13 protein-coding genes are annotated in these 14,593 nt (G+C 29.1%); all 13 read right to left on the reverse strand.

Annotated features, from left to right (window positions below; all coding sequences use genetic code 11):
- Positions 1–162: 162 nt before the first annotated feature.
- The 13 genes from KQI41_RS16085 to KQI41_RS16145 all read right to left on the reverse strand — a co-directional run bounded on the left by KQI41_RS16085 (position 163) and on the right by KQI41_RS16145 (position 14,328).
- The gene (locus KQI41_RS16085; RefSeq protein WP_244971113.1) at positions 163–1,386 is read right to left on the reverse strand and encodes a nucleotide sugar dehydrogenase; all 1,224 of its coding nucleotides are present in this window, start codon (positions 1,384–1,386) and stop codon (positions 163–165) included.
- Positions 1,376–2,584, reverse strand: a complete 1,209-nt coding sequence (locus tag KQI41_RS16090) for a glycosyltransferase (RefSeq protein WP_216585693.1) — start codon at positions 2,582–2,584, stop codon at positions 1,376–1,378. Before KQI41_RS16090 ends, KQI41_RS16085 begins: the two co-directional genes overlap by 11 nt.
- Positions 2,585–2,615: 31 nt before the next feature.
- Positions 2,616–3,743 (reverse strand): non-hydrolyzing UDP-N-acetylglucosamine 2-epimerase, encoded by a 1,128-nt coding sequence (gene wecB / locus KQI41_RS16095; protein ID WP_216585694.1) that lies wholly within the window; start codon positions 3,741–3,743, stop codon positions 2,616–2,618.
- Positions 3,744–3,749: 6 nt separating this feature from the next.
- Positions 3,750–4,859 carry a capsular polysaccharide biosynthesis protein CapF gene (locus KQI41_RS16100; RefSeq protein ID WP_216585695.1) on the reverse strand — a complete coding sequence of 370 codons (1,110 nt, stop codon included), beginning with the start codon at positions 4,857–4,859 and terminating at the stop codon, positions 3,750–3,752.
- Complete coding sequence (locus tag KQI41_RS16105) at positions 4,859–5,878, reverse strand: polysaccharide biosynthesis protein (RefSeq protein WP_216585696.1); 1,020 nt, start codon at positions 5,876–5,878, stop codon at positions 4,859–4,861. Before KQI41_RS16105 ends, KQI41_RS16100 begins: the two co-directional genes overlap by 1 nt.
- Positions 5,871–7,127 carry a glycosyltransferase family 4 protein gene (locus KQI41_RS16110; protein WP_216585697.1) on the reverse strand — a complete coding sequence of 419 codons (1,257 nt, stop codon included), beginning with the start codon at positions 7,125–7,127 and terminating at the stop codon, positions 5,871–5,873. The genes KQI41_RS16105 and KQI41_RS16110 overlap by 8 nt, the downstream gene beginning before the upstream one ends.
- Positions 7,128–7,247: 120 nt before the next feature.
- Positions 7,248–8,306: a lipid II:glycine glycyltransferase FemX gene (locus KQI41_RS16115; protein ID WP_216585698.1), complete on the reverse strand. Its 1,059-nt coding sequence runs from the start codon at positions 8,304–8,306 to the stop codon at positions 7,248–7,250.
- A gap of 12 nt (positions 8,307–8,318) precedes the next feature.
- A complete protein-coding gene (locus KQI41_RS16120) occupies positions 8,319–9,398 on the reverse strand; it encodes an aspartate aminotransferase family protein (protein ID WP_216585699.1) in 1,080 nt (359 codons plus the stop codon).
- A 1-nt stretch (position 9,399) separates the two neighbouring features.
- Positions 9,400–9,960, reverse strand: coding sequence for a GNAT family N-acetyltransferase (locus KQI41_RS16125; RefSeq protein WP_216585700.1), 561 nt, complete (start codon positions 9,958–9,960; stop codon positions 9,400–9,402).
- A 19-nt stretch (positions 9,961–9,979) separates the two neighbouring features.
- On the reverse strand, positions 9,980–10,594 hold the full coding sequence (locus KQI41_RS16130) for a sugar transferase (RefSeq protein WP_216585701.1): 615 nt from the start codon (positions 10,592–10,594) through the stop codon (positions 9,980–9,982).
- A gap of 6 nt (positions 10,595–10,600) precedes the next feature.
- Positions 10,601–11,713, reverse strand: a complete 1,113-nt coding sequence (locus KQI41_RS16135) for a DegT/DnrJ/EryC1/StrS family aminotransferase (RefSeq protein ID WP_216585702.1) — start codon at positions 11,711–11,713, stop codon at positions 10,601–10,603.
- Positions 11,714–11,752: 39 nt separating this feature from the next.
- Positions 11,753–12,394 (reverse strand): winged helix-turn-helix transcriptional regulator, encoded by a 642-nt coding sequence (locus tag KQI41_RS16140; protein WP_216585703.1) that lies wholly within the window; start codon positions 12,392–12,394, stop codon positions 11,753–11,755.
- Positions 12,395–12,507: 113 nt separating this feature from the next.
- Positions 12,508–14,328: an O-antigen ligase family protein gene (locus KQI41_RS16145; RefSeq protein WP_216585704.1), complete on the reverse strand. Its 1,821-nt coding sequence runs from the start codon at positions 14,326–14,328 to the stop codon at positions 12,508–12,510.
- Between the last annotated feature and the right edge of the window lie 265 nt (positions 14,329–14,593).

Below are 14,593 nucleotides of genomic sequence, written 5' to 3' on the forward strand. Positions count from 1 at the left end.
AATCAATTTACTTTTTTATCTGTAAATATATTCAACCTTTACCTAATGACGATTGATAAACATAATAAATATTTTTTAGATATTATAGTACTCAATTATATAAGTATAAGCTTAGAAACAAGTTGACGCCTTTTTATATTTTTTTATAAAAAATATATGAGTCTAAAGTTTGTATACTCCATCAAAATCACAGATATTCTTTGTATCTAAGACAAACTTGTCCTTAATCAAATCTATATTTTCCTTAATATGATCATGAGCTACCATAATAACAATAATTTCAATTTCATTAATAAAATCACCAAAATTCATAAATTGATGATCAACTATCCTAGTTTTTACAAATGGATCATAAACTTTAACTCCAAAAGATAAATGTTCATCCATTCTTTCTAATAATTGTAAAGTTGGACTTTCTCTTGTATCATCAACATTTTCCTTATAGGCTAAACCATAAAGTCCTACTTTGGAAATATCATTTATATTATGTTCTCTCATGATTGTCCTAATTCTACTCAATACATGTTTTGGCATAGAATCATTGATTTTTCTTGCAGTTAATATTATATTAGCTAAACCTGGATAGTCACCTACTAAAAACCATGGGTCTACAGAGATGCAATGGCCACCTACACCTGGTCCAGGCTGTAATATATTTACTCTTGGATGTTTATTAGCAATTCTTATGATTTCATAAATGTCCATATTATCACTACGACAAATTTTAGCTAACTCGTTTGCAAAGGCAATATTAACATCTCTATAAGTGTTCTCTATAACCTTAGACATCTCAGCTGACCTAATATCAGTTACAGTTATCTCCCCTTTACAAAAACTCTTATATAGTTCTTTGACTTTTTCTCCAATATAAAGACTATCTGCACCTATTGTCCTTGAATTATGTTCTAATTCATAAACCATATTTCCTGGTATTATTCTCTCTGGAGCATGGGCTAAATGCACATCTTGTCCTATTACAAATCCTCTTTTTTCAATCTCAGGTCGAACATATCTATCAATTGAACCTGGCGTAATTGTAGATTCAATTATCAGTATTGCTCCCTTATCACAAGCATCCAAAGTACTATTTATCGCCGAAATTACATATTTAGGATCGAGTTTCTTGCTTTCTTTGATATATGGTGTTGGAACTGCAATTATATATGTATCTGTTTTTTGATATTCAGTTGTGAATCGAATTCCATTTTGAAAAGCATCTAAAAATAGTTTATCTAATCCTTTTTCTTCAAAAGTAAGCCTACCTTCTTCTAAAGAATTCACGAGTTTTTTATTTATATCTGTCCCTACCACTTCTATACCGTGTCTTGCGAACATAAGTGCTGTTGGTAAGCCAATATATCCAAGACCTATTATATTAATCATCATTCTCACCTTCTTTATATTTCTTATATTCTCTTTCTAGCACTTCAGTATATAGTCTAGCTATATACTTATAATCATAATTCTCTTTAATATAGTTATATGAATTACTTCTCAACATTTGATATTCATTACTATTCATGTCAATGCATTTTTTAATTTGTCCCTTAAGATCATTAATATCATCATCTTTGAAAGTAAATCCATTTCCATGGCTACATCTTTCAATGTTTATACTATTATCTTCTGCTACAACTGGTAATCCACATGCTTGTACATCATAAAAACTTAAACTGCATTGCTTTGGGAAAACTGCTAAATCTGCTGCTTGATAAAATTGAGGTAAATCTACATATCTTTGAGTTGGAAATCGAATAATCTTATTTTTAGATTGGTGAAATATTTCTTCTACTTCTTTTCCATATTCTCCGCTTGTATTTCCCACCACTAATAAAACAACACTATTATTCTCAGTAATATAGAACTTATCTTTAAATGCCTCAGCTAGGAATTTCCCATTTTTGGATTCATCAAGTTTACCAGTATAAACAATAACAAAATCATCTTCTAATATGTCATTTTCTTCTCTAAAAGTTTTTCTTACTTCATTATTTGGTTTAAATAAATCAGTATCTGTACCAAAAGAAATAAAAGGAGCTTGTGATAATGGTATCCCTAAACATTTTTCTACATATGGGTCGTCTTGTGTTCTTATTACGATCAAGTTGTTTTTTATTATTTTAGGAGTTAAAAACATACGATAAAAAAATCTGAAAGCTTTGTTCAGAGGATTCTTAGATGCCATTTCTAACATATGAGAATCAAAAACTACTGGATAATTTAGTCTGTTAGATATCCATGTATAATACATTCCCACAATGGTATCGTTAAAATGACAAAATAATATATCTGGATTTAATTTATCAATTATTTTTTTATATCCTCTTTTATATATGGCTCGACCTGAAATAAACTTCTTTACATCTATTCTTATTACTTTAACTCCCGTTTTTTCTTCATAACATTTGTCTTTTTCATCCATGTTTGAATTATCTGCAAAATTAATAAATCTTGGGTGAGAGACATCTGACTTTCCAGTTACAATATAAACTTCATGACCTTGTTTCACTTGATATTTAGGTAAAATATTTATTTGATCGCCAAATTCAGGATGAAACATTTGATCCAAATGTACTATCCGCATAATTCCTTCCCCTTTTTAGATATAATATATACTATTTATTTCCCCAAACCACTCTATTTACATAATCAGTATAAGACAATATAATCCTCAACACTTTCTCTGATACATTTAGCATACTATAATCTCCAACCAATCTCAAAGTATTTTTTTCTTGAGTTTCTAAAACTTCTAGTCCTTGAAGTATTCTTTCTTTTTTAAGTCCTACCATTATTACAGATGCTTCTTCCATTGCTTCTGGTCTCTCGTGAGCCTCTCTAATATTTAATGCTCTAAATCCAAGAATTGATGATTCTTCACTGATTGTTCCACTATCACTGAGTACCACTTTTGCTTTTGTTTGAAGTTTTATATAATCATTAAATCCTAATGGTTTTAGGGTTTGTATTAATGGATTAAATTCTATTACTTTACGCTCTATCATTTTTCTAGTTCTAGGATGGGTACTCACTATAATTGGTAGTTGATATTTTTCTGCTATTACATTCAAACTATCTACTAAATCTAAAAAATTCTTTTCTGAATTTATATTTTCCTCTCTATGGGCCGATATAACAAAGTATTTTCCTTCTTCTAAGTTTAATCTTTTTAGTATATCTGATTTCTCAATATCATCTTTTCTTGAATCAATAACTTCATACATAGGACTTCCTGTTTTAATGATTCTATCTGCCGATAGTCCTTCTCTTAATAAATATTCTCTTGCAATATCACTATAAGTTAAATTAATATCTGCTATATGATCTACTATTTTTCTATTAGTTTCTTCTGGTACTCTTTGATCAAAGCATCTATTTCCAGCTTCCATATGGAATATTGGTATATGTTTTCTCTTAGCTGCTATGGTACAAAGGCAGCTATTGGTATCTCCAAGTACTAAAAACGCATCTGGCTTTACTTCATCTAATATTGGATCTATTTTTACTAGGATATTCCCTATGGTTTCTACTGCTGTTCCTACAGCTGCATTAAGAAAGTAATCAGGTTTCTTTAATTTAAAGTCATTGAAGAATACTTCATTTAGTTCATAATCATAGTTTTGACCTGTATGTACTAATACATGGTCTATTGCTTCTGATTCTTCTAATTTATTTATTACAGCTGACAGTCTTATAATCTCTGGTCTAGTGCCTACTACCGTCATCACTTTTAGTCTTTTCATTATTAATTAAACCTCCAAGTAATAAGTATCTGGTTTTTCAGGATTATAGCACTCGTTAGCCCACATTATTGTTACCATATCTGTATCTCCTATATTAACTATTGAATGGGTATATCCTGTTGGTATATCTACTACTTCCAATTTTTCTCCACTAACTCTATACTCAATTATTTCTTTTGAATCTATTTTTCTAAATCTAATTAATCCTTCTCCACTAACCACTAAAAATTTCTCATTCTTTGTATGGTGCCAGTGATTGCCTTTTGTGATTCCAGGTTTAGATACATTTACTGATACTTGCCCTCTTTCAGTTGTTCTTATAAATTCTGTAAAAGACCCCCTATTATCCACATTCATTTTTAATGGATAGGAAAACTTATCTTCTGGTAAATAGCTTAGATATGTACTATATAGTTTTTTAGTAAAGGGTTCTTCCATACTAGGGATGCTCAAATCCTTTCTACTTTCCTTAAAGCTTTGAATTAATTCTGCTAATTTACCAAGTTTTACTTCGTGTACAGTAGGCACTGTACAAAATTCTCTATCTATTGTAGGATTTTGTACTAAGACGCTTATGAATTCATCTAATACATCATCTATATAACAAAGATTAAGTTCCACCTCTGGATCGTTTACTTGAATCTCTAAGTCTCTGGCGATATTATGACAAAAAGTAGATACTACAGAATTATAGTTTGGCTTGCTCCATTTTCCAAATAAATTTGGTAAACGATAGATATAAACTTTAGTTCCAGTTTCTTTACCATATTTAAATAATAATTCTTCTCCTGCTTTTTTACTTATTCCATAAGAATTCTCTATTTCAGCTTGAATAGAGGAAGTAATTAAAATAGATGACTTATTATTATTCTTTTTTAGTGATTCTAGCAGTTCGTAAGTAAATCTAAAATTACCTTCCATAAATTCTTTTTCATCTTTAGGTCTATTAACTCCTGCTAGATGAAATATGAAATCACATTCTTTAGTATATTCATCTAATTGAGCTTTAGTAGTTTCTCTAGTACACATGAATATTTCACTATATCCTCTATTTTTAAGTTCAGCTATTAAATTTTTACCTACGAATCCATTAGCACCTGTTACCAATATCTTCATTACTTACTCCAACCTTTCAGCTCTTCTTTTATGTATTCTAGGCTTAAAAGTTTTTCTTTTATTTGTTCTATATTTAAAATTTCTGTATTATTTGAGTTATATTCTTCCTGTAGCACTAGTTCTTTTTTACCTTCTGTAAAGTATTTATCATAGTTAAGATCTCTTTTATCAGATGGCACTCTATAAAACCCACCCATATCTTCTGCTACCATAGATTCCTCTTTTGTAAGTAGAGTTTCATATTGTTTTTCTCCGTGACGAGTTCCTATTATGTTGATTTCATTATCTACATTAAATAGTTCTTTTATTGCCTGAGCTAAATCTCCCACAGTAGATGCTGGAGATTTCTGCACCATAACATCTCCTGACTTTGCATTTTCAAAAGCAAATACAACTAATTCTACTGCTTCTTCTAAACTCATTAAAAATCTTGTCATACTGGGCTCTGTTATTGTTAATGGTTGTCCATTTTTTATTTGTTCTACAAATAGCGGTATTACTGAACCCCTAGATGCCATTACATTTCCATACCTAGTTCCACAAATCACTGTCCTATCAGAAGATATAGTTTTAGATTTTGCAACAAATACTTTCTCCATCATAGCTTTTGATATTCCCATAGCATTGATTGGATAAGCTGCTTTATCTGTAGAAAGGCAAATAACTTTTTTTACTCCACAGCTAATTGCCGCAGTAAGTACATTTTCCGTACCTAGTATATTGGTTTTAACTGCTTCAATAGGAAAAAATTCACATGACGGCACTTGTTTTAAAGCTGCTGCATGAAATACATAATCCACATCATACATTGCATTTTTAATACTTTGTATATTTCGTACATCACCAATATAAAACTTAACCTTATCATTTTTATATTGTTTTCTCATGTCATCTTGTTTCTTTTCATCACGAGAAAATATACGAATTTCTTTTATATCTGTATCTAGAAATCTATTTAGTACAGCATTTCCAAAGGAGCCTGTCCCTCCAGTTATTAGTAGTATTTTATTCTTAAACATTTTGAGCATCTCCTTCTAATAAATGATTCAGTAATATATCAACCGTTTTTCTTATATCATAATTATCTTCTAGATACTTTCTACCACTTAGCCCCATATTTTCTCTAAGTTCTTTTTCACTAGATAGCTTCTGGGCATGTTTAATAAATTTATTTTTATCTGTACTTTCACACCAAAGACCACTTTTTGATTCTAGCAATACATCCTTTATATCTGTATTTTTATCTGTAGCAGCTAATATAGGCAATGAATTTTCCATATAAGAAGTAAGCCTCGAAGGAAAGTTTGGTATTGTAAATCTATAATCTAAAAAAATCAGCCCAACATCTGCACAACCTATTAATTTATCGTATTCTTCTTTTGGCAGTCTTTCAAAAATACTTACTCCCAAAGGTTTGCTATTTTCTATATGTGTGTTTATCTTATTAAACTCGGTTCCACTACCTACTATTAGTAAATGTCCGTTTTCAACTTTATAAAATTCATCAACTATCTTAATCAGAAAATCAATACCTTGTGGTTTACCTAAATTTCCACCATATACAAATAAAGTTGTATCTTCTGGAATCTTATATTTGTCTAGAATTTGTTTGTCTTTACTTGTTTTTTGTTTTTTTTCTATTGGTTCTATAGCGTTTGGAAATATCTCCAACTTATTTTTAGTTACATAGTTATTGTGTTGTAAAATATAATCTAAATTTCCATAAGACATACACCCTATAAAATCCGAATTGTTATATAAACTTATTTCCTTCTTTCTAAACATGTTGTATAGAATTCCATCCTTTTTCATTAAGCCTATATCCACTGCATTTTGTGGAAATATATCTTTAAGAATTAGATATGTCTTACTATTATGATGTTTCTTATAATATTTTATAATTTTATTAAATGTTATAGGTGGGGTTGAATACATTATCATGTCAAATTTAATATCTTTAAAATTGTCTTTTATAGCTTTGAGGTACTGATATTCAATCATAAGAGTTGAAATACCTTTCTCTATAAATGATTTTGTTGCTGTTATATTTCCTGTTTTAACTTTCAATACCTTTATATTGCCTTCTTTAGATAGTTCTGTTGGAAGGTTTTCTCTTTTTTGTCTTGGAGATACTATATATACATTAACCCCTCTTGAACTTAGTTCTCTTACTAAATCTGTATATATACCTCTTTGCCTTATATCTTCCATTTTTGATAATGTTAGAAATAATATATTCATATCTTCATCTACTTTCTTAAATGTCAATCACTGGTTTTTCCAAAATAATTCTAATATAAACAACCATAATACCTGAAAGTTTTTAATCGAAAATATATTTTCCAATATAGATTTCTTAGAAAACAAATTATTACTAAGTATACAATTCTAACCTCTATAAATAGGGAAAAATTGTCCATCTTCGTCAAAACCTTCTTCATTCTTCCGCATCTCAACTAATTTTTTATACTTTTCAACATCAAAAATCTTTCTTCCAATATCAAAATCATTTTCTAAATCTTTATTAAAAGCCTTTTTAAACTTATATAAACTATCTTCTTTACTCCCAAGACCCCCACCTAAATGTAAAGTATCATATCCATTATTTGCACCCCAACAAGCAGCTTCGTATAATAATAGATTGGTAGGTGCATAGGTTAAATACTCTCTAATAGAAGCTGATAAATGATAATGCATTTGATTATTGGAGAATAAAATCATTGACATAGCAATAATCTTTTTTTCATGCACAGCATAAAACATAAGAAAATTATATTTCAAATCATTTAAAATGCTATTATAGAAGTCTTCTTTAAAATAATAATATTCATCAGCATTGTCCTTGTACATGGTGGCATTATACATATCAATAAATTCATCTATTAATTCCCGGTTGCGTCCCCAATATATTTCAATTCCAGATTTTTTAGCTTTTCTAATTACATTTCTATTTTTACTAGTTAAATTATCCCAAATATATTCCTTCGATTTTAGCTTTATTGATACTGTCTTTCCTAATGCTTTTATATCATATGTGAACTCCATCCCTTTACTATTGTTTAAGATAGGATGAAATCGAACAAATTCACTAATTATACCATTATTTTTACAATATGAATTATATTCAAGAAAGATATTTTTAAGGGTATCTTCCTGTACCTTCCCTTCTATCAAAAATCCTCCATAACCATAAGGCGTAGTTAAATCAAAATGAGTATTTAAGGGTATCTTGCCTTCAAATTTTGGATTATTACCAATATCTCTTTTCATTACAACATTTATAGCTCTTACATATTCATCTTCATAGTAAAAAAGTGTTGGTTCACCATCTCCATGAATCTTAAATGCCCGTGTATAGTTAGAAAGATAGTATACATCATATTCTTTGAAACTTCTAACTATTTCATCCCATTTGTTTGATTCATCTATTGAAACAACCGATAACATTTATCCACTTCCTTAATATTCATTAATTTCTTCCTCGTATTGTAAGTTTTCCAATACTGATAGGATTCTTTTCATATCATCATCTTCATATCTTTGATCACATGGTATTGATAGAATCTTATTATATATACCTAGGCTCTTATTATTTATTTGTCTTGGCATAGGCCAGTGTATAGGACAATAAATTTTATTTTTAATAAGCTCTTGTCGCACATGCTCCCTATTAGCATTAACGTATATTGGATAATACATTGGACATATATCTTCTACTAATTCATGAAAAAGTGGTTCTACATAGTTTATATTCTTAATTCCATCAGACAATATTTGAAAATTACTTCTCCTTTTATAAATTAATTTACCTGCATCTATAGTATTTATAAGGCCTCTAGATAAATCATCTATACAATATGGTGATAAATCTTTATCTAAAATCTCCTCTGCTTCAGCAAATAGATTAAGAAAGAAGTGCTTTAAACCCTGTTCATTAGTTTTTATATATTCATTTTTCTTAAGTAATGCTTCTAATCTTAATTTCGAAAATTCCTCACAAATTAAATTAGTACCTTCCACTTTCACTTTAGATGAGGCTAAGAGACCACCACTTGGCAATCCAAACCATTTTCTTATGCTACCTATATAAAAATCATTGTCTAAATTTCTTTGATAGCTAGAAAACATTGTATGTGTTATATCTTCAACTATTACTGTTGAATTTAATTTGAGTTGTTTTACCAAATCTACTAAGTTAGAGTTTGTTGCAAAACCATAATATCCAATATGAACAAATACTCCAATATCTTTATATAGATTTATACTTTCAATTTCTACTGATAAATCATCGTTAATATTATAAAAGTAACAATCATATCCTTGTTCAATAAATGGTAATGTTACTGATTCACAAATATATGATGGCAAAAGAGCTGTTTTAAATCTTGGATTAATTTGCTTTAATAACAAAGTAATAGCTCCTCTACCCGATGAAGTTAACGCTATATCTCCAAATTTTGACAACCATTCATTTCTTTCGTTTATATTTTCTAGGAGGATGTCTTCAATCCAAAATTCACTTCCTATATCAGTAATCATATTAATTACTCCAATAATTATTTAATTTAATTAACTCTTCATATTCTTCTTTTAAAATACCAACAATTAATTCATCATGATAATCATTTTGTTTGAAAACAGATTTTCTTTTTATCCCTTCTACCTTCCAACCACATTTATCACAATATAATTTTCTTGAAGGTTCATTGTATTTGATAATTGTTCCATCTAAACGATTCAGCTGTAATTCTTCAAAAGCATATCTCATAACTGCCATTACTGTATCAGTTCCTATTCCTCTCGATCCAAACTTTTTATTTGCAATCTTTATACCATGAAATGCAGATCTATTTTTCCAATCGATGTTTACGATATTAGCAAATCCCACTGCTCCATCTTCTTCAGTTTCGATTATTAATCGTATATTATTCTGATTATTGACATTATTATTAAACCAATTGTTTTGTTGAGACTTTGAAATGGGAAAAGAATACCCACCTACCATTTTTTCTATATCAGGATCATTCACCATTTCTCTTAACAATTCTTGATCTTCTTCTTCCATTGCTCTCAATGTAACAAATTTTCCCCTAATATTCATTTGAATACCCCTCAATTCATTATATATTCTGCCTATATTTATCAAAATCTTGTGGAGAGTCTAATCCACGTTCACCTATGTTTTCCCTTTTAACAGTTTTATTGATAGTCTTAAAAATAATTTCTAAATCTCCTAAAAAAGAAATACTATTTACATATTCTATGTCATAACGAAATCTCTGTTCCCATGTTGCTAAATTCCTTCCATTTATTTGGGCAAGTCCAGACAATCCAGGTCTTACAGAGTGTCTAATTCTTTCAATTTCAGTATAATAAGGTAAGTACTGAACTGCTAGAGGTCTAGGCCCAACAATACTCATATCACCTTTCAGTATATTAAATAATTCTGGTAATTCATCTAAAGATGTACTTCTCAAAATTCTACCAAATTTAGTCAACCTAACACCGTCAGGCATCAACTCACCATTTTTATCTTCCTCATCTGTCATTGTCCTAAACTTATACATAGTGAATATTTTTTCATTTAAACCTGGCCTTTCTTGTTTAAAGATTACAGGACTACCAAGCTTAATTCTCACAAGTATAGCTACTATAAGCATCACAGGTGATAATACAATAAGTGCAATTAATGATAATACAATATCCACTAGTCTTTTAAAGTATTTTTTATACATTTCTACTTACTCCCACAATCCTTTTATTATATTTACTACATTACTCAAATCCTCATCGCTCATCTTAGTATCACTAGGCAAGCAAACTCCATTCTCAAACAAACTTTCTGCCACATATCCACCAACAAAATCATATTTTTCAAAGAAAGGCTGCATATGCATAGGCTTCCATATAGGTCTGCTCTCAATATTTTCCTTTTCTAAAGCTTCCATTACATCTAATGGTCTAACTTTCCCACTTAGTATTATACAAGATAACCAACAATTAGGATTATTCCATTCATTTATAGGCATAAACTCTATTCCTTCAAGGTCACCTAATTCTCTTTTATAATACTCAAATATATATCTTTTCTTAGCTACTCTTTTATCCAGTACTTTAAGCTGTCCCCTGCCAATTCCAGCAACAACATTACTCATTCTATAGTTATATCCTAGTTCACTATGCTGATAGTGTCTTGCTTGGTCTCTAGCTTGAGTTGACCAAAATCTAATCTTGGCTATTTTTTCTTCATTGTTAGAAACTAACATTCCTCCACCAGAAGTAGTGATTATCTTGTTACCATTGAAGGAGAATATTCCATAGTCTCCAAAGGCTCCAGTGTGCTTTCCCTTATATGTAGTACCTAGGCTTTCAGCTGCATCTTCTATTAAAGTTACATTATATTTCTCACATAGTTCTACTATTCTATCCATATCAGCAGATAGCCCATATAGATGAACTACTATTACTGCTTTTACATTGGGATATTTTGTAAATGCTTTCTCTAGTGCATTTGAACATATATTCCAAGTTTCATAGTCACTATCTATAAATACTGGTATAGCTTTTTCATAGATAATTGGATTCGCCGTTGCCGAAAAGGTTAAGGATTGACAGAACACTATATCCCCTTCTCCAACTCCTGCTGCCTTTAAAGCCATATGTATTGCAGATGTTCCAGATGATAATGCAGCAGCATATCCACTGCCTACCTTACTTGCTAGCTCCTTTTCAAATTCATTTACATTTGTGCCAAGTGGTGCAATCCAATTAGTATTAAACGCTTCTTGTATATATTCCATTTCATATCCTTCATCACTCATATGTGGTGAAGATAAAAATATATGCTTATCCATTCTTATCAACCTCCATATATCAAGATTTATAATAGTTTATTATCCTTGAAAAAATCTAATCACTTTAGTACTATCATATCCTACCTCTTCAAGTCTCTTTCTTATACTGTCTTCATATGTATAGCTAGTTATAACTATGGCATCATGGCTGTATTTTTCTACTTCTTTTAAGGAAATAATCTTATACTCCATTAGTATCTTATTTTGTAGAGATAAATCGTCATCTATTAGTCCTACTATATTTATTCCTAGTGTTTCTTTGTCTCTTATTACACTAAGTATAGTCTCCGCTACTTCTCCTGCTCCATATAGTAGTATGTTTTTATATCCGTTTTTCTCTAAGTTGCCAAGAAATTTTTCAATATTTTCCTTAGCTAATTTATATAATTTCATTAATTCATGAAGGTAAGTAATCAATAAAAAATTTTTTCTTCTAATTCCATCTGATGTTATTTTATACTTCACTATCTTTGAGGATATATATTCTCGTATAATATATCCTTTCTCTTCATAATCATTGATATATACATTTATCATAGAAGGTGCTGCATTTACAATTTCAGCTAATTCTTTTTGTGTAGTGTCTTCATTATTTTCTATATGCTGAAGAATGGTAAGTTCTTTTAGTTCTGTCGTTGGTGTAAAAAATTTTATATCTTTTAGTAATTTGATTGTTTTCACCTTCTTTTTATTTGTTCGTTCGTTGATTGAATAATTTAATTATACCATAGATAATTATTTTAAACAACAAAAATGGTATAATAATAAAAAATTTTATTATTATACCATTTATCTTACTTAGCTAATTCATTGTCATTAGATTTTAAATTATAATTAATTGCTATTCCTGTTCCAATCAAAATCCAAAATACTGGTGCTACTGCAACAGCACTGTCATTAAAAATACCTGCTACTAAATAACTAAGCACCGCTACAAATATTCCAAGACCTACTATTTCTATTTCATCTTCTAAGTTATTTTTGAAATATGTTCTAATACTTTGAACTAAATACATAATAACTATTGATAAAAAACCTATTAAAGATATAACACCTGTATTTATTCCTATTTGTATATATAGATTGTGAGGTTTATCTACTACTGTTCCATATGGAATTGATCTAGTATTAAGTCTACCTATAAAATCCTCCTGAGGAAAATATATTGCATAGGTATCTGGCCCATTTCCAAGAATCATATTTTCCTTTAATATAGGTAAAGATCTTGACCAAATATATCCTCTGCCCGACCCTAAAGTTTCCTTTCCTTTAAATCCATAGGATATTGCTTCTTTTATTTCTTTTGTGAAACCATTTCCTTGATAGTACTTGAACAAATTATCTTCTACCGTAAATCTAGTTTTATATATACCTAGAGATAGTTCTAAGTAGCTTACTATACCATCAGATAATAGCCTCATAGCATATTGAGTATATCTTTCGTCTAGTATTTTGATTACACCATCTTCACTATTAAATTCTATATCCAAATAATTATCTCCATCATAAAATAGATAATGATCATCTTCCACTACTACTTTCAAACTTTCAGCTGTTGTAACTATATTTAGTACATTATCTTCAGCGAATATTTCCTTTATTTTATATTCATTTGGATCTTCCACTATTTCTTCCTTAGATACTAGCTTTACTATATCAACTTTCAGCTTAGTTATCTGTCTTGTAAGCCTTCCCTCACTTATCTTATCTATATATTTTCCTCCTAATATCAATATGATTAAACCTATAATTATTATCTTATAGTGCTTTAATATTTCTTTTCTAATCATAACCATCAGTACCAATATTCCCATTGCTGTACCTAACATTCCACCACGAGAATTACTTCCCACTAGATTTAGAAACGTTAATAATGTAATAGGTGCTAAAATAAGTTTTTTCCTTCTATCTTTTATAAGTATCAACATGGTGAGTGTTATTGAAAATATTATTGCCATATAGCTTCCTACATAGTTTGTATTGTAGAGTGTAGAGTATATTGTATTCTTACCAAAGTTAAACTTTAGCTGCTCTACCATGCTTTTATATTTACTTGGTAATATAAGTGATTTACCAAAACTAGTTTGAAAAAAGTCATATCCCAAATATTGGAATGCTCCTATAGCTCCTAGAATTATTGCAGATATTAATAAGGGGTATAGTATAAATTTCAATGATTTTTTATCTTTTATTAAATTTATAGTTATAAACATTATGGTTAGATATGAAAGAAGTGAAAGCATACCTTCATATCGATCTACAAATCCCCAGAAAGCTACTTTTTTATATTCTGCTGTTAGAGTAGATAATATTATAAAAATTGCATATATACCCATTGGTATGTAAAAATATGATTTTATTATTTTAATATTTTCTTTTTTAAGATACAAATATGTGGAAACCATACTTAATACAGTAAATACAATTAATATGACCATTTTATAATATGCAAAGAAATCAGCATTTGTATCAGTACCTTTCCAGTATGCAATCTCTATAGGTGTTAACTCTTTAACTTTTAATAATACTATAAGTGGTACTAAAAATAGTATTATAGATATTGGGAAAAAATAAACCCAATCTTTTGATTTTTGTTTGTTAACTAATTTATTCAAATTCTTTCCGTTATTGAAAACTGATAGAAATCAACATTTATACGCTACTCCTTATTTATCATATTTAAGTAACTAAATGTTTCATTTTCCATTTTACAATATTATTTGTTTTCTTATAACGGTTTCCCTCCTTTCCTTTGTACACTTATTTCGATATTGTTTCTAATCTTTTTATCTCTTATTTCATTATACTATACTTATTATTTATAGTAAAATATAATTGACAGTAGATTGTTTTTTTATGAATATGTGGTATAAAAACAAT

Source organism: Tissierella pigra (assembly GCF_018917845.1).
In the GTDB taxonomy this organism is placed as follows: domain Bacteria; phylum Bacillota; class Clostridia; order Tissierellales; family Tissierellaceae; genus Tissierella; species Tissierella pigra.

What these genes read in the sequence shown, in the direction of transcription:
- KQI41_RS16085 (WP_244971113.1), bottom strand. Translation starts at nt 1,386, where the DNA reads ATGATGATTAATATAATAGGTCTTGGATATATTGGCTTACCAACAGCA.
- KQI41_RS16090 (WP_216585693.1), bottom strand. Translation starts at nt 2,584, where the DNA reads ATGCGGATAGTACATTTGGATCAAATGTTTCATCCTGAATTTGGCGAT.
- wecB (WP_216585694.1), bottom strand. Translation starts at nt 3,743, where the DNA reads ATGAAAAGACTAAAAGTGATGACGGTAGTAGGCACTAGACCAGAGATT.
- KQI41_RS16100 (WP_216585695.1), bottom strand. Translation starts at nt 4,859, where the DNA reads ATGAAGATATTGGTAACAGGTGCTAATGGATTCGTAGGTAAAAATTTA.
- KQI41_RS16105 (WP_216585696.1), bottom strand. Translation starts at nt 5,878, where the DNA reads ATGTTTAAGAATAAAATACTACTAATAACTGGAGGGACAGGCTCCTTT.
- KQI41_RS16115 (WP_216585698.1), bottom strand. Translation starts at nt 8,306, where the DNA reads ATGTTATCGGTTGTTTCAATAGATGAATCAAACAAATGGGATGAAATA.
- KQI41_RS16120 (WP_216585699.1), bottom strand. Translation starts at nt 9,398, where the DNA reads ATGATTACTGATATAGGAAGTGAATTTTGGATTGAAGACATCCTCCTA.
- KQI41_RS16125 (WP_216585700.1), bottom strand. Translation starts at nt 9,960, where the DNA reads ATGAATATTAGGGGAAAATTTGTTACATTGAGAGCAATGGAAGAAGAA.
- KQI41_RS16130 (WP_216585701.1), bottom strand. Translation starts at nt 10,594, where the DNA reads ATGTATAAAAAATACTTTAAAAGACTAGTGGATATTGTATTATCATTA.
- KQI41_RS16135 (WP_216585702.1), bottom strand. Translation starts at nt 11,713, where the DNA reads ATGGATAAGCATATATTTTTATCTTCACCACATATGAGTGATGAAGGA.